The organism is Agromyces sp. SYSU T00194 (assembly GCF_040496035.1).
GTDB classification, from domain to species: Bacteria; Actinomycetota; Actinomycetes; order Actinomycetales; family Microbacteriaceae; genus Agromyces; species Agromyces chitinivorans.
In genome coordinates, this window is record NZ_JBEPJZ010000001.1 from 1021165 (window position 1) to 1036610 (window position 15446).

At 71.0% G+C, this 15446-nt stretch carries 16 protein-coding genes and 1 tRNA gene; 6 read left to right on the forward strand and 11 right to left on the reverse strand.

Going from position 1 to position 15446, the window contains the following annotated elements:
* Window positions 1–11: 11 nt before the first annotated feature.
* Genes ABZK10_RS04710 through dcd form a run of 7 tightly spaced genes read right to left on the reverse strand, consistent with a single transcriptional unit; the run spans window position 12 to window position 6744 of the window.
* Window positions 12–1391, reverse strand: a complete 1380-nt coding sequence (locus tag ABZK10_RS04710) for an O-antigen ligase family protein (protein WP_353808036.1) — start codon at window positions 1389–1391, stop codon at window positions 12–14.
* Between the two features lie 52 nt (window positions 1392–1443).
* Complete coding sequence (locus ABZK10_RS04715; RefSeq protein WP_353808037.1) at window positions 1444–1710, reverse strand: PqqD family protein; 267 nt, start codon at window positions 1708–1710, stop codon at window positions 1444–1446.
* On the reverse strand, window positions 1710–2579 hold the full coding sequence (locus ABZK10_RS04720; RefSeq protein WP_353808038.1) for a nucleotidyltransferase family protein: 870 nt from the start codon (window positions 2577–2579) through the stop codon (window positions 1710–1712). Before ABZK10_RS04720 ends, ABZK10_RS04715 begins: the two co-directional genes overlap by 1 nt.
* A 14-nt stretch (window positions 2580–2593) precedes the next feature.
* Window positions 2594–3118 carry a hypothetical protein gene (locus ABZK10_RS04725; protein ID WP_353808039.1) on the reverse strand — a complete coding sequence of 175 codons (525 nt, stop codon included), beginning with the start codon at window positions 3116–3118 and terminating at the stop codon, window positions 2594–2596.
* Window positions 3119–3165: 47 nt separating this feature from the next.
* Window positions 3166–4977: an ABC transporter ATP-binding protein gene (locus ABZK10_RS04730; protein WP_353808040.1), complete on the reverse strand. Its 1812-nt coding sequence runs from the start codon at window positions 4975–4977 to the stop codon at window positions 3166–3168.
* Between the two features lie 52 nt (window positions 4978–5029).
* Window positions 5030–6142, reverse strand: coding sequence for a glycosyltransferase (locus tag ABZK10_RS04735; protein WP_353808041.1), 1113 nt, complete (start codon window positions 6140–6142; stop codon window positions 5030–5032).
* On the reverse strand, window positions 6139–6744 hold the full coding sequence (gene dcd / locus ABZK10_RS04740) for a dCTP deaminase (RefSeq protein ID WP_353808042.1): 606 nt from the start codon (window positions 6742–6744) through the stop codon (window positions 6139–6141). Before dcd ends, ABZK10_RS04735 begins: the two co-directional genes overlap by 4 nt.
* Window positions 6745–6876: 132 nt before the next feature.
* On the opposite strand from dcd, the gene ABZK10_RS04745 reads away from it, so the two are divergent.
* Both ABZK10_RS04745 and ABZK10_RS04750 read left to right on the forward strand, forming a co-directional pair.
* Window positions 6877–6950: transfer RNA gene (locus ABZK10_RS04745), tRNA-Gly, on the forward strand.
* A gap of 30 nt (window positions 6951–6980) precedes the next feature.
* Window positions 6981–8003, forward strand: coding sequence for a MauE/DoxX family redox-associated membrane protein (locus tag ABZK10_RS04750; protein ID WP_353808043.1), 1023 nt, complete (start codon window positions 6981–6983; stop codon window positions 8001–8003).
* A gap of 136 nt (window positions 8004–8139) precedes the next feature.
* On the opposite strand, the gene ABZK10_RS04755 is transcribed toward ABZK10_RS04750, so the two are convergent.
* Entirely contained in the window at window positions 8140–8664 is a 525-nt protein-coding gene (locus ABZK10_RS04755) for a hypothetical protein (protein WP_353808044.1), read from the reverse strand.
* A 237-nt stretch (window positions 8665–8901) separates the two neighbouring features.
* Between ABZK10_RS04755 and ABZK10_RS04760 the strand changes: the two genes are divergently transcribed.
* Both ABZK10_RS04760 and ABZK10_RS04765 read left to right on the forward strand, forming a co-directional pair.
* The gene (locus tag ABZK10_RS04760; protein ID WP_353808045.1) at window positions 8902–10017 is read left to right on the forward strand and encodes an ATP-binding protein; all 1116 of its coding nucleotides are present in this window, start codon (window positions 8902–8904) and stop codon (window positions 10015–10017) included.
* Between the two features lie 89 nt (window positions 10018–10106).
* Entirely contained in the window at window positions 10107–10472 is a 366-nt protein-coding gene (locus tag ABZK10_RS04765; RefSeq protein WP_353808046.1) for a DUF2200 domain-containing protein, read from the forward strand.
* 9 nt (window positions 10473–10481) lie between these two features.
* On the opposite strand, the gene ABZK10_RS04770 is transcribed toward ABZK10_RS04765, so the two are convergent.
* Both ABZK10_RS04770 and ABZK10_RS04775 read right to left on the reverse strand, forming a co-directional pair.
* Complete coding sequence (locus ABZK10_RS04770) at window positions 10482–11189, reverse strand: phosphatase PAP2 family protein (protein ID WP_353808047.1); 708 nt, start codon at window positions 11187–11189, stop codon at window positions 10482–10484.
* Window positions 11176–11961 carry a phosphatase PAP2 family protein gene (locus ABZK10_RS04775; protein WP_353808048.1) on the reverse strand — a complete coding sequence of 262 codons (786 nt, stop codon included), beginning with the start codon at window positions 11959–11961 and terminating at the stop codon, window positions 11176–11178. The genes ABZK10_RS04770 and ABZK10_RS04775 overlap by 14 nt, the downstream gene beginning before the upstream one ends.
* A 181-nt stretch (window positions 11962–12142) precedes the next feature.
* Between ABZK10_RS04775 and ABZK10_RS04780 the strand changes: the two genes are divergently transcribed.
* On the forward strand, window positions 12143–12544 hold the full coding sequence (locus tag ABZK10_RS04780; protein WP_353808049.1) for a hypothetical protein: 402 nt from the start codon (window positions 12143–12145) through the stop codon (window positions 12542–12544).
* A 9-nt stretch (window positions 12545–12553) separates the two neighbouring features.
* A complete protein-coding gene (locus ABZK10_RS04785; protein ID WP_353808050.1) occupies window positions 12554–14155 on the forward strand; it encodes an FAD-dependent monooxygenase in 1602 nt (533 codons plus the stop codon).
* Window positions 14156–14171: 16 nt separating this feature from the next.
* Here the strand turns inward: ABZK10_RS04785 and ABZK10_RS04790 are convergent, their stop codons facing one another.
* Window positions 14172–15359: an endonuclease/exonuclease/phosphatase family protein gene (locus tag ABZK10_RS04790; protein ID WP_353808051.1), complete on the reverse strand. Its 1188-nt coding sequence runs from the start codon at window positions 15357–15359 to the stop codon at window positions 14172–14174.
* Between the last annotated feature and the right edge of the window lie 87 nt (window positions 15360–15446).

Sequence of the window (15446 nt, forward strand, 5' to 3'; positions counted from 1 at the left end):
GGCGGGCTTCCTCAGCGTCGACCGGCTTGTGCGGGTTCCGCGTCGTCGATCCGCGCGTCCCCGGACCCGGCGGAATCGGCTGCCGCCTCGATATCGTGCGTGCGCTGCATGACGCCCAGGCAGATACCGGCGACCACGAAAGGGATCGAGACGGCCGCGGCAACCCAGAACAGGTCGAACTGGGCCTGCACGATGCGCGAGAACACGATCGCGAAGGCGAGGGTTCCGAACCTCGGGTCGACGCGCCAGAGCACGATGAGGATGCCCAACCACATCACCGCGAACCCGAGCAGGCCGAAGAGCCCGGTACTGGCGACGATCTCCAGCTCCGCCTGGGGCGGCTGGAATGCGCCGGGAATCTGATACCAGTAGCGGAGCCCATGACCGAATGCGGGGGACTCCGCCCAGAGGTGATAGACGTCCCTGAACCAGTTGAGCCGCTGGTAGACCGAATTGAACTGGTTCTGCGATTCCACCTGCTCGACCACCATGGAGATGACCAGCCACGTCGCCGGGATGACAAGAAGGAACACGATGGCCCGCGACCGACCGGTGGTCCGGCGGCGGATGACGCCGACGATGACCGCGGCGATGAGGCCGATCATCGCCTGGCGCGACTGGCTCAGCAGCACCGCGACCGTGAGCAGCAGGAACGTGGAGGTGGCCAGTCGACGCGACCACCCGAGCCAGTCGGGATTGATGTACGCCACGACCGCGACCAGCGCGAGGGTCGTCCCCACGAAGTTCTTGTGCATCGGGAACGGCCACGTCAGGTAGATCGCCCCGAAGTTGCCGGAGGAGTACTGGATAGCCGCGTGCACGATCGTCACGACGGCGATGAATACGGCGACCGCCGCCATCAGCCCGAGCGCGAGCCTCGCATAGCCGGCGTGGCCCACCGCCCAACCGACGATGAGTGCACCGGAGATCAATAGCCACGCGTGGAACCACTCGACGGCGTTGGCGGTGTACGGATTCACGACGACCGTGATCAGCGTCGTGAACTGGTAGAGGAAATTGAGCCAGAGCAGGGCGCGCAGGGGCGGACTGTAGGGGCGGTGGCCGAGGAGCAGTGCGGTGCCGAACGCGGCTGCGAGCGCGACGTCGGAGACGGAGAGGTCGGTGCCGCCGAGGCCGACACGCTGGATGATCAGGAGGCCCGGCATTGCCACGAGCGCGATCGCGAGGGGCACCGCGTTCGTGACGGCGGCCGCGATGACCAGCGCCGCGAGCGCGAATGCCATCATCTCGGGGTTCTGCGCGCGCTGGTCGAGCAGGATGTACACCGCGGTGGCCGCGCCTACAGCCAGCAGTACCCAGCGCCATGCGCCCGCCCACCACTCGACCAGGCGTTCGCGCAGGATGCGCGATGTCGTGCTCGTCGGGCTCATGGCGGATGCTCCTCGGAAGATGCGCTCAAGTATCGCAGGTGCGTTGCACGCCTCACACGGATGCCTCGATCAGAAGTCCACGCTGGAGCAGCTCGCTGAGAAACGTATCGACCTGCTCACGGATCTCATCGAGGTCGGCGCCGGTCACCTCGGCGACGAGCCGCGGCACCTCCGCGCGCGCGCTTCCCTGCGCGAGCGCCCAGATGATCGCCGCGACACCTTCGAGCACCACGATCGGTCCCCAGGGGATCGCTGCGACGTAGGTCGTTGTCTCGTCGTCGTCGACGCCGACCCCCGGAGATTTCGTGAGCATTCCCATCACCGCCTCCTTCGGCGCAGCGTCTCGCCCACTCCGCGCCGTATCCGGCGGACGAACTCGGCCGCCACTTCCGGACGTGTCGGCCTCCTTCCCAACCGGTGGGTGAGCCGGTCGACGTTCACGAGCGGGGCTCGGGCCGTCAGACGTACCGCGGCGCCGAAGCTCGGCGCCGCACGAACCCGCGCGCGCCATTCGGCCGTACGCGACCCACCCTCGGAAGCGATCTTCCAGATCTGGTACTCCCGGCGATCCCGGTACTGCTCGAGCCCGCCGGTGGCCGCGGCGAAGGCGACCTCGGCATCCAATTCCTTCACCAGCTTCATGATCTCGTTCCGGCGCATCGCGTTGGCGTTCTTCCATGACACTGCGGTGTCACTGCGACTTCCACCCGCCGCCCGCGCGTCGTTCAGGACGAGTATCAGCGCTTGGCCAGTGAGATCCGGGACGGCGCAACTCCAGCCACCGAGTTCGATGAACTCGCGGTCGCTCCAGAGTCGCTCGAACGAGCGCGCAGGTGACGCCTCCAGCCCGGGGAAGAATCGGTGCAGGTCGATGTACCCCCACGACTCGTGGCTGTACGTCTGGGCATGGCCGAACGGCGAACCGGACCGGAACGTGCTGTACAGCACCCACCCCGACGCGCGCATTGCGCGGTCCAGCCGCTCGACGTGCGACGGACGCACGATGATGTCGACGTCGCTACCGCGCGTGCCGGAGGGGCGCAGCTCCCGAGCGACGGTCAGCCCCTTGATGTGAAGGACGTCCACCCCCACGCCGTCGGCGACGCGCTGGATGGCTGCATGGCCGAGGCGCAAGCGCACCGGCCACGGAACCTCGCGCACGTCCACGCCCCCTGGGCGCTCGGGCATGCCTGCTGCCTCGTTCACCCTGCGACAGCCGAGTCAGTTGTCGATGCACCCTCGCGGTCTCGACCTCCCACGACACTGGGTAGACCGACGGGGAACGAAGCGACCGACCCCAGCACGCTCGGCAGCCGCATGCGGCGCGCGACGAGGAGCCCGGGATCTCCCAGCGGTACATCATCTGCAGCGCCGATCAGCCGTGCCGTGAGACGTCCCCGAACGGCCAAGACCTTCGCGTCGGGAAGCGGGTGCGGGGTGTCTTCGATCAGCCCGCTTCCCCAGATCGCGCCTCCGTACGTTTCAGGAAGTACTTGCAGATTGCTGCCGATCCCGACCAGACGGGACTCCGCCATCAATCGATGCACCGGAACCACCCCGTACCTCGGAAGAAGCCACGGCATCAACTCGTCACCGAAGTTGGGCGCGCCGACCCACCCGTGCGCGCCGACGACGATTCCATGCCTCCAGACAGCGCCGTGCGTCGCAGCGCCTGCCAAGTGGCGCACCGCGCGCACACGACGGCGGTATGGGTTCATATGGCTCACGCGACAATCCTCCCGCGCATCGCACACGAGCGCATCCCCCGCTTGGATCAGCTCAGGTCGCCGAGCTCGACGAGTCTGGCGAAGTCTGCGCTGGCGGTCCTGAGCTGGTCGAAGGTGCCGGATGCCTCGATGCCGCCCTGCTTCAAGAAGACCAGCCTGTCGGCACGACGCACTGTCGAGAGCCGGTGGGCGACGATGAGGATCGTCATGCTGCCCTGCAGCCGGCCGAGCGTCGACGAGATCTCGTACTCGGTGACGTTGTCGAGCGCGGACGTCGCCTCGTCGAGCACGAGCACCCGGGGCCGGCGGTACAGCGCGCGAGCGAGCCCGATCCGCTGCCGCTGGCCGCCCGAGAGTCGCACGCCGCGCTCGCCCACGACGGTGTCCAGACCCTCCGGCAGGTCGGCGACGAGCGCTCCGAGCTGCGCCATCGCCAGCACCTCGTCGATGCGCGTGCGGTCGATGTCGGCCGCGGGCACGCCGAACGCGATGTTCGCGGCGAGGGTGTCGTTCAGCAGGAAGACGTCCTGCGGCACGACCCCGAGCTCGTCGTACCAGGCGGCCGGGTCGTCGGCGATGGAGCGACCACCGCATTCGATCGACCCCTCGGTCGGCCGCAGCAGGCCGAGCACGAGGTCGACGAGCGTGCTCTTGCCCGCACCGCTCGAACCGACGAAGGCCGTGGTGCGGTTCTCCTCGATGCGGAGGTCGAGGCCCGTCACCACCCGCTGGTCGGAGTCGGGGTAGTGGAAGCCCACGTCGCGCAGGACGATGTCGCCGGCGTATCGGTGCGTGGTGAGGCGCCGCTCGTCGTGGCTCTGCTGCCGGTCGAGGTCGGCCACGGCCTCGTTGAGGATGCGCAGGCCCGCCCGGCCGATCCGCACCGTCGAGATGCTCGCGGAGATGCGGGTCATCGTGGGGATCGCGCGCAGCGAGGCGGCGGCGAACACGCCCAGCACGGTGATGGCGTGCTCGGGCGTACCGGTGGCGAACAGGATCGCCGAGATGCCGAGGATGGCGAGCACGAAGCCGATCTCGAGCAGGTACCTGGGCGCGTCGGACACGATGCCCACGAGACGCGCGGCGCGGGCCTGACGCAGCTTCGCGTCGCGGAAGCCCTCGACGAACGAGCCGGAGCTCGACGTCAGGCGTGCCTCGCGGAAGCCGTCGAGCCCGGGGAGCAGGTACTGCCAGCCCTGCAGGCTCGCCTCGGCGAACTCCTCGCCGAGGCGGTGCTGGGTGCGCTTGAGCAGCACCTGCGAACCGTAGACGAGCGCACCGAACAGCACGACCGCGAATACGGTCACGATCGGCGACGCCACCGCGAGCACGGCCGTGATCGCGACGAGGACGAGGAGGTCGGTGCCGATCGTCACGAGGGCGAGCAGCACGCTCGCCGCCTGCGTGCTCGCCTCGCCGATGCTGCGGTAGATCTCGCTCATCTTGCGGGAGCGGTGCGCGGAGTAGGGCGACAGCATGTACCGACGGGCGAGCTCGGCCGAGGTGAGCGCGGCGACGCGCGTGGTGCGTCCGAGCAGCCACCAGCGGAAGAAGATGGCCCCGACGCTCTTGGCGATGAAGACCAGGGCGACGAACGCGGCGACGATCGGGATGAGCTGCGCGGGATCGCTCGTGCCGAGGAACGAGGAGATCGCTCCGAGCGTGCCGCTGTCGGTGCTGCCGCCGGTGGCCAGCTGGGTGAGCGGCACCATCGCGGCGACGCCCAGCGTGTCCAGGCCCGCGAGCACGATCGAGACGCCGATGGTGCCGAGGAGCCACCGGCTGCCACTGGCGCCGGCCAGCGAGAGCAGCACCCGGATCTGCCCGCTCAGGCCGGGAGCACCTTCCGAACGCGGCATCGTCCTCCTCCGCTTCACGCCCCTCGGGTTCTCCGCACGGCTGCGCGCAATACTAACGGTCGAGCGAACCGCTCGCGGCCCGCTCGAGCAGGGCGGCAAGTCGTTCGGCGTGGCGGTCGAGGGTGAAACGCGCCGCCCAGCGCCGACAGGCGCCGGACTCCGCGTCCCGCGCGTCCCGGATCGCCCGCGCCAGATCCTCGACGGACGCGGATGCCGCGTGCGCGCCGCTGACCCCCGGCGACACCGTCTCGAGGTACCCGCCCTCGGCGATCGTGGCTGCGGGCGTCCCCTCGAGCGCCGCCTCCAGCACGGTCAGCCCGAAGTCCTCGCGGGCCGCGCCGACGACGACCTGCGCGTTGCGGTACGTCCAGCAGAGCTCGGCGTCGCTCACGCGCCCCAGGCCGTGCACGCCCTCCTCCGGGGCATCCAGTTCCGCAGACCCGGCGCCGACCACCACGATCTCGAGTCCCGCCGCACGGGCCGCCTCCACGGCCAGCCGCACGTTCTTGTAGCCGCGGTCGCGTGCGACGACGACGGCGAACTCCTCCGGCAGGCTCCGGGACGGCGCGACCGCCTCGGCGGCGACGGGCGAGACGGGCGGATGCACCACCTCGGCGTCCACCCCGTAGGCGACGCGGATGCGGTCGCGCGTCACGGCCGAGTTCGCGACGATCGCATCGGCCCGGCGCATCGCGTCCACGTCGCCTCGCCGCAGGATCGGCGTGCTCACCGTGAGCCCCGCGCGACGCACGCGGCTCAGGCGCATCCGGTAGTCCTCTGCCGCGTACAGCCAGCGGGCGGGACTGTGCACGTACACGACGTGCGGCAGGTCGTACGCGAAGCGGTGCGCCCAGCCGCTGCTCGAGGCGAGTGCGACGTCGCCGCCCGAGACCCGCGTGCGCGCGGCGATCGCCGGCAGCGCCGGGAGCATCCGCTCGACCTGCCCGGCGAGGGAGCGCGGGATGGAGGCGCGCACGTCGAACGCATCGAACGCATCGAACGTCGTCTCGGGCCGGTACGCGAGCGTGACGAGCCGCTCCGGACGGAACGCCTGGGCCCACCCGGCGACGACCCGCTCGGCCCCGCCCGACTGCACGAGGTAGTCGTGTGCGAGCACGACCCGCGGCCGCGACGCGGACGCGCCGGCCGCCGCCGGATCGGTCATCCCCCGACCGATCCCGCCTCGGTCACGGTGACGTCCGTGCGGTGGAAGTGCTGGAAGGAGCGCGACGCGGTCGGCCCTCGCTGCCCCTGGTAGCGGTTGGCGTACTCGGCCGAGCCGTAGGGCCGCTCGCTCGGCGACGAGAGGCGGAAGAAGCAGAGCTGGCCGATCTTCATGCCGGGCCAGAGCTTGATCGGCAGCGTCGCGACGTTCGACAGCTCGAGCGTCACGTGCCCGCCGAAGCCCGGGTCGATGAAGCCGGCGGTCGAGTGCGTGAGCAGGCCGAGGCGGCCGAGCGAGCTCTTGCCCTCGAGGCGGGCGGCGACGTCGTCGGGAAGGCGCACGGCCTCGAACGTCGAACCGAGCACGAACTCCCCCGGGTGCAGAATGAACGGCTCGTCGGCGTCGACCTCGACGAGGTGGGTGAGGTCGGGCTGGTCCGCAGCCGGGTCGATGAAGGGGTACTTGTGGTTGTCGAACAGCCGGAAGTAGCGGTCGAGGCGCACGTCGATCGACGACGGCTGGATCATGGCCGGCTCGTACGGGTCGAGGCCGATGCGGCCGGCGTCGAGCTCGGCCCGGATGTCGCGATCGGAGAGCAGCACGGTGTCAGCCTAGTGTCGGATGCCCCGGGCCGGACCGCTCGCGCGGGGCCCGATGACGTCACGGGTCCAACCCGTTGCTAGGATGACTGCGTCGCATCCGCGAGCCGCTCCACCGGCCTGCGGATGCCACGTGCCGATGTAGTTCAATGGTAGAACTTCTGCTTCCCAAGCAGACAGCGCGGGTTCGATTCCCGTCATCGGCTCCAACCGGTGCGGTCGGTCAGTAGGATCGCATCGTGCCGACCACCCTCAGCGCCATCCCCGCCCTGATCCTCGCCGCGGTGCTGGTGGCCAGCGCCGTCGGGAAGCTGCGCCACCCGGACGATCTCGCCGGATGGGCCGAGCTGGGCGTCCCCGCCGCACTTCGTCGCTCCTGGCTCCTCCGGGCGCATCCGTGGGGCGAGCTCGTCCTCGGGGTCGCCCTGGCACTGCTCGGCGGTGCGCTCGGGCTCCTGGCGGCACTCGTCGCTGCGGCGCTGATGGCCGTCTACACGTTCCTCGTGGCATCCACATGGAAGCGCGCCCGAGACGCCGGGACCGATCCCTCATGCGCCTGCTTCGGCGCACCAGCGCCCGTCAGCGGCGCGACCGTGGTGCGCAACGTGTGGCTCCTCGTGCTCTCCACCGCGGCGACGGCAACGATCTGGACGACGCCGACGCTCGGCGGCGCACTGGCGACCGGGGTCGCGGACTGGGCCTGGCTCATGGCACTCGCGGCGGCCGCGTTCACCGCAGCGATCATCGCCTGGCGACCGGCGGCGACGAGCGAGACGGACACGACCGTCCCGGCCGCGCCGGCATCCGGCACCGACGACCTCGACTACCTCCGCGCCCGGACGCCGTCGATCCCCGTCACGCTCGGCAACGGACGAGCGGCGAACCTGCGCAGGCTCTCGATGCAGCGGCCGATCCTGCTGCTCGCGGTGTCCGAGACGTGCGGCGGCTGCACGCCCGTGCTGGAGCACGTGCTCGAATGGCGCGAACTGCTGCCCGAGCTCGAGATCCGGCTCCTCGTGACCCAGGAGCCCGAGTCGAGCGGACTGACCGAGGCCGAGCATCCGCAGTCGCTGCACGACCCGGGCGGCAACGTGCGCGCCTCCATCGCCGACTGGGGCGTGCCGACCGCCGTCCTGTTCGGTGCGGACGGGCTGCTCGCCGGGGGGCCGGAGTCCGGGTTCGCCAGCATCCGGCGCTTCATCGGCGACGTCTACGAGAGCCTGCACGACGAGCGTCCGGCGTTCGAGCGCTCGACCGACTGATCCCAGCGACGGGAGCGGCGTGGCCCCTCGCATCGTCGGCCGGGTCCCGCGTCACGAGAACGCCGCAGCGCCGGGGCCCGAAGGCCCCGGCGCTGCGGACTGGTCACGCGTGACGGCCATCAGGCCGCCGGCATGATCAGTTGAGCTCGTAGCACTCGTACTGCGGGTAGGTCGTGTTGCACTGCTGCGCGTTGTCGATCGGAGGCAGGTTGTTCAGGTCGTCGGGGTCGATCGCGCTGATGCTGTTGATCACGGGCTGCGTGACGCCATTGACCGAGTAGGTCAGGTACGCGGTGCCGTTGCCGCTGTCGGGGAACTCGCCCGACAGGATCGTCACGATGCACTCCGTGTACGGGTCCACGTTCGCAATGTTCGGAGTGAAGACAGTGCCCACAACTCCGTTGACCTCCAGGCTGAGCGCTGCAACCACCTTCGCTGTCGGCTCGTTGTTGGTGATCTTGAACTCGAAGTAGTAGAACTTGGTCGTGCCGCCGCCGGGCTCCTTGCAGGCGTTGCCGGTGAAGCTGACGAAGTCGGTGCTGGCGCCCGCGTGGGCGGGGACTGCGGTTGCGACGGCGACCGCGGGCACTGCCCACGCCATCGACTTGGCGACGGTGCGTCGGGTGATGCCGGTCGGCTGGTCGGGCTCGAGCTCGCTCATGGTGCTCTCTTTCTGACGCTGTGGGTTCGGGTAGGTATGCGGGCTAAGTGAGCGCCCCTCGCCTCTCCCACGAGTAGCACATCACAGCGTCATGCTAGCGGAAAACACCCTGTGCGTCGCGGGGTTTTGCCCCCAGTTCGGGTGGCGCTGTGATAGAGATGTTACCCCGTCGTTCCTCGGAGTTCACAGGAGCCCGCCTGCGCAGGTTCGTCCACGTCAGCTGGCTATGCTCGGACGATGGCAGCCTACTTCGACGTGGAGGCGTTCGGCGTCCCGGTCCGCGTCGATGTCGACGACAGTGTTCCCGATGCATCGACCCGAGAGTTGCGGAGCCAATGGCGGCACGCACTCGTGTCGGGACGCGACCCGGAGGTTCGGCTCTACTACGGGGTGAGGCCCGGCACCGGCGACGCGGTGCAGACGGTCGTCACCCGACCCGCACGCTGGCTGGTCGGAGCGACGACGGAACTGGCCGCGCGGGTTGCCACTGACGTGACGCTCGGCGCGCTCGAGGCACGGGCAGGCGACCGACTCCTGTTCCATTCGAGTGCGGTTGCGCTCGACGACGGCGGCGTCATCGGCTTCATCGGCAGGTCGGGCATGGGCAAGACCACCCTCGTTTCGACGCTTGCGCGACGCTACGGGTACGTCACCGACGAGACGCTCTGCGTCGACCGCGACGGTGCAGTCGCTCCGTACCAGAAGCCGCTCTCGATCGGCCGGGCACCGCAGATCAAGACCCAACGGGCCGCCGCCGACCTCGGGATGCGCATCGCACCGAACGCTGGGCTGGCACTTGCGGCCTTGGTGCTGCTCGACCGGCGCGACGACGCGCCCGCCGCTGAGGTGCACGTGGTCCCACTCGCCGAGGCAGTGCCCGCCGTCGCCGCGCACATGAGCTACTTCGGGCGGATGCCACGACCCCTGCGCTCGATCTGCGAGCTCGTCGTCCGCACCGGCGGCGTGCGCAGGGTGTCGTATCGCGAGTCGGAGAGCGTCCTCGATCGGATCGCCGAGATCCTCGCGATCGCACCGCCCCCGACGCCGACGCTGGAGGACGTCGAGCCGTACCCGGGTACGCCCACGCGCGAGGGATACCACCGGGCACCCTATTCCGATGCCCTCCGCATCGGCGACGAGGTGCTCATCCTCCACGGCTCGAGGATCACCCGCCTCAACGACCTCGCCGCGATCCTGTGGAATTCGGCCGCCGGCCTGGACCTCGACGCGCTCGTCGAGCGCGTGTCCGACGGCCTCGGCGAAGCTCCGGAGGGCATCGACGCGCGCGCGGTGGTCGGTCGCAACATCGGTGAGCTCATCGGCGCGGGCCTACTGGTGCACCAGGGCGCCTGAAGCGACCGCCGTGCGGCCGCGCGACTCGCTGTTCACGTCCGTCGCAGGACCATGCGACCATCGATGCAGTACCGCCACGAAGGAGCACCATGGCCGAGCACCGTATCTTCCGGATGAGCTTCGCGAGCATCTACCCGCTCTACGTGCAGAAGGTCGAGCGCAAGGCGCACACGAAGGCCGAGGTCGACCAGGTGATCACCTGGCTGACCGGCTACGACGAGGCGGGCCTCGAGCGCGCCATCGACGACGAGGTCGACCTGCGCACGTTCTTCGCCGACGCGCCGCGCATGCACCCGAACGTCGACCAGATCACGGGCGTGATCTGCGGCATGCGCGTCGAGGAGATCGACGACCCGCTCATGCAGCAGATCCGCTACATGGACAAGCTCGTCGACGAGGTCGCCCGCGGCAAGAAGATGACGTCGATCCTGCGCGGGTCGGCGGTCGACGCGTAGCCCGAGGCGTCACTCCCCGCGCGCGCCGACGGGGCGCCAGACGGGCGGATGCGGCATCCGGTCCTCCCGGTACAGTCGCTCCGCGAACGGCGCCCACACGACGAGGGCGACCCCCGCGCCGACGAGCGCGCCGCCGATCGTGTCGCTCAGCCAGTGCGCGCCGAGGTACATGCGGCTGAGCATCATCAGCACCGTCCAGGTGACGCCGGCGACCCACACCCAGGTGCGCAGGAACACCAGCCCGAGCGCGGTCGCGATGATCGCGGCGGCCGAGCTGTGCCCGGAGGGGAAGGAGCCGAAGTCGGGCTGGACGAGGATGTCCTCGGGGCGGACCCGGCCGACGAGCACCTTCACGAGCCGGGTCACGCCGGAGCTCGCGAGCACCGCGATCCCGAAGTAGAGCGCGGCCCACGGGCGGCGCCAGACGAGCAGCGCCACGCCGATGAGGATCGGGAACACCACGTTCGACAGCAGTCCGCTGCCGAGGACGTCGAGCACCAGCGCGACCTGCGTGATGGCGGGCGTGCGCGCCCCGGCGAGCGCGGACATGAGGCCGACCTCGAACCCGAACGGCTCGCGCGCCTCGGCGAGCACGATGACGATGCCGAGGAGCGCCACGGCGGCCAACGCGAGGAGGCCGGTGATCAGCCACGGGTGGCGGCCGACGCGGACCGGTGCCGGCGCGTGCGATCCGCTCCCACCGTCACCCGTCGCCATCGCGCCCCCAGGCCTCGGGGCGACGGTCGGCCTCGGCGACCTGCTCGGGGGAGCCGATGCGCACCGTGCGGAACGTGTCGACCGCGATCACGATGCCGAGCACGACGAGCGACAGCAGGATCGACGCGAGGGCGTCGGTCGCCCAGTGGTAGCCGAGGTAGATGCGGCACGCCGCGGTGAGGAGCACCACGAAGGTCGCGGCCGCGAACGCCAGCGCCGTGATGAGCGGCCGACGGTGGCGCGAGAACACGAGGTAGGTGCCGATGAAGAGGAAGTCGGCGACGCCCATCACGTGCCCCGAGGGGAACGACGACGTCGGGTCGAACTCGAGCACCATGTCCTCCGCGGGCGGCCGGTCGCGGCCGATGATCGGCGCGAGCACCTGCACGATGATCACGCCGAGGATCATGCCGCCCGCGAGGAGCAGCGGCCGCCAGGCGTGCTTCGCGAGCAGGCCCCACGCCACCGTCGTGACGAGGATCACGATCGGCATCGCGACGGGTCCGAAGACGTATGCCAGCACGATCATGAACGTCGTCAGCCACTGGTCGCGACCGGAGTCGAGCCAGGCCTCCACGGGGGCGTCGATCGCCGAGAGGTCGTCGGACTCGCGCACCGAGTCGAGCACCGCGAGGAACCCTGCGACGCCGACGACGACGAGCACCGCCGCGGTGACGAGCAGACCCAGTCGCCCTCCCGCCGGCAGGTACCGCACCTCGACGATGAACCGCTCGTGGAACCTCGCCCAGCGCCCCGACCCCGATCCGCCCACCGCACGCCCCTTCCCTCGCGCCCCAGCCGGCGAGAACTCTCACCCTACGACGCGCCGCGGCGTCGCCGCCGGGGGTTGCCTTCCCGCCCGAGATGGTGCAGTGCAGGTCCGTGGGCCGTTCGTCCCCCGGCGCCCGGAACGCGCCGGAGACACTGGTGGCAACGCCATGAGAGGAGCCGCCATGCGCACCCGTCGCATCGTCGCGATCGTCCTGGCCGTGATCGCGACCCCGGCGCTCGCGGTCGGCCTGATCGACCCGCTCGAGGGCGGGCTCGCACTGCTCGGCGGCCTCGCGATGTTCGGCGTCGTGTGGGCGCTCGCCCGCGTGTCGCCGCCCCGGCTCTTCTGGATCTCCCTCGTCGCCACCGTGGCGCTCGGCATCGTGACGCTCGCGCTGGTGCTCGGCCTGCGCGTCGAAGACGTCGGCACCGGCACCGGCACCGCGGGGGGCGTGCTCGTGTCCGTGCTGCTCTGGATCTGGCGGGCCGGAGCACTGGTCGTGCTCGCGGGCGGCGTCGTCTACGTCGTCCGCCTGTTCCGGTCGCTCCGGGAACTCCCGACGGAGGTCGGCACCGCATCGTAGTCTGGCGGCATGGTCGCCGCCGACACGGATGCTCCCGCCGACACCGCCGTGCTGATCGTCGGCGCCGGCCCCACGGGCCTCGCCGCCGCACTCGCGCTGCACGCCGCGGGCGTGCCGTTCCGCATCGTCGACCGCGCACCCGACCACGTGCACGAGTCGCGCGCCCTCGCCGTGCAGGCGCGCACGCTCGAGGTGCTCGACGCGTTCGGCGCGGCCGACGCGCTCGTCGGCGCGGGGAACCCGAACGTCATGTTCGAGCTGCACTCCCCCGCGGGCGGCGGCCCGATCGGCATCTTCGAGGCGGGCCCGTCGCTCACCCGGTACCCGTTCATCCTGTTCCTCGCGCAGGGCGACACCGAGCGCCTGCTGCTCGAGCGTCTCGACGCGCTCGGCGTCGCGATCGAACGCGAGACCACCCTCACCGGCCTGCGCGAGACGGGCGACGTGGTCGCGGCGACCCTCCGCACCCCGGGCGGCGACGAGACCGTGCGGGCGAGCTGGGTGATCGGATGCGACGGGTCGCGCAGCGCCGTCCGCCAGGCGACGGGCATCCCGTTCACCGGCAGCCCCTTCCCGCAGGCGTTCGCCCTGGCCGACCTCGAGGTCGACGGGCTCGCGCGAGGCCGCGCCCACCTGTTCCTCGCCGAGGACGGGCTCGCGTTCTTCTTCCCGCTCGAGCACCCCGCGACCTGGCGCATGCTCACCCTGATCCCCGGCGGCGTCGACGCGGGCGGGGTCACGCTCGACACCCTGCAGCGCGTGATCGCCACCTACTCGGACGAACCGCTGGTGCTGCGCGACCCGGTCTGGTTGACCGACTTCTCGATCGCCAACCGCGAGGCGGAGTCGTTCCGCTCGGGGCGCGTGTTCCTCGCCGGCGACGCCGCGCACATCCACACGCCGGCGGGCGGCCAGGGCATGAACACGGGCATCCAGGACGCCGTGAACCTCGCCTGGAAGCTCGGGCTCGTGCACCACGGGGCATCCGGCACCGCCCTGCTCGACTCCTATGCGGCCGAGCGGATGCCGGTGGCCCGCGCCGTGCTCGAGGCCACCGGCCGCGCGTTCGGTGCGGCCACGTCGCAGGCTCCCGTGGCGGGGTTCCTCCGCTCGCGCGTCGTGGGCCGTGTCGGCCCGGTCGTGACCCGCCTGCGGCCGCTCCGCCGCCTGGCGTTCCGCGCGGTGTCGGAGCTCCTGATCGGCTACCCCGACGGTCCCCTCGGCGGAACGGCCGGCGCGCCCATCACCGGCGGGCCCCGGCCTGGTGAGCGCGTCCCCGACCTGCCCGTCGTGGTGGGCGGCGAACCGGTCTCGCTGCACCGGCTGCTCGACCCTGCCCGGTTCCGCCTGCTGCTCGTCGGCGACGCCCCGGCGAGCGCACGCGCCGCGGCGAGCGCGGTCGCCCGGAGGCATCCGCTCGCCCTGCACCCCGACCCGGTCGTCGTGCACCGGGTGGTCGACGGCGTGCGCCGGCCGGGCAGCAGCGGCGCGTTCGGCCGCTCGCGCGGCGGCGCGGTCTACCTGCTGCGCCCCGACGGGTACGTGGCGTTCCGCGCGGGCGGGCACGACGTCGAGTCCGCCGGCCGATACCTCGACCGCGTACTCGCCTGACGCGCAGCGACCCGCCTCAGCCGCCGGCGCCCACCGACTCCAGGTACTCGTCGGCGAAGTCGGTGTCGATGCGGATCCAGAGCGGGCTGTGGTCGGAGAGCTGCCAGGTGCGCCACTGCTGGTAGCGCGACCGTACCTCGTCGGGGTCGTCCGAGTCCCCGTCGCGGCGGGTGACGTCGGCGCCCCACACCGGCTGGTCGTCGTCGCCGAAGACGTCGGCGAACATGTCGACCACGCCGCCCTCGAGCACCCGGAAGCGCTCGTCCTTCGTGCGCACCGCGATCTGGTCGTAGAAGTGGTCGCGGTCGGTGATCGCGTCGCCGCGGATCTGCTCGGGCACCACGAAGCCCCGGCGCTCGAGCGCGTCCATGGTGCGGTGCTCGGGCGAGACGACGTTGAAGTCGCCGAGCAGGATGTAGTTCTCGACATCGAGCCGGGTGTCGTGCCCGGCGGCGCCCGCCGCTTCCGCGCGGCGCTTCCGCTCGCGCGCCTCGTCGTCCTGGCGGTCGGCGAAGAAGTCGACGAGGCCCGCGATCTCGTTCACGCGGTGCTGCAGCTGCGCGCCGGACTCGTCGCCGTAGTAGATGTGCACCGTGCACAGGCTGAACTTGAACCACCCGGCCTGGAACGCCACGAGGAACGGGCTGCGTGCGAACTGCTGGCGCCGCTCGGGCTCCGGCGGCTCGGCCGCCTGCTCCCCGGCCGCAGCTGCTGCCGCGGCGGCCTCGGCCGCCTGCTCCGCCGCCTCGATCTGCTTCGCCCCGACGATCAGCTGCCCGTCGGGCAGCACGATCTCCCCGGCGATGTGCCGGAACGTCACGCGCGACCGCCGGTACAGGAAGGCCATGCGCTCGCCGTTGCCCGCACGACCCTCGGTCACGTCGGTGACGAGCCAGTCCCATTCGCCCGGCCCGAGGATCGCGACGAGCCGTTCGAGCGGTGCGAGGTCGTCGTTCACCTCCTGCACGGCGATGAGGTCGAAGCACGAGCACAGCTCGGCGAGGTAGTAGAAGGTCTCGGGCAGGCGCGGTCCCCATCCGAAGCGGTTGCCGTCGAAGTCGCGGATGTTCCAGGTCGCGAGCATCAGCGAGCCCTCGGTGCGCTTGTCGTGCAGGTCGCGCAGCCGCCGTCGCATGCGGAGCAGCCGCTCGCTCGTGCGCACCGGGTCCGTCGTCGCCGCGACGCCGCTGTAGTCGATGGTCATGTCGCCCGTTCCCCTCGTTCGGACGACTCAGTTCTACACCCGTCGGTCAAGCGGACGCCTCGGTGCCAGCCCCAACCCGGGCCGCGC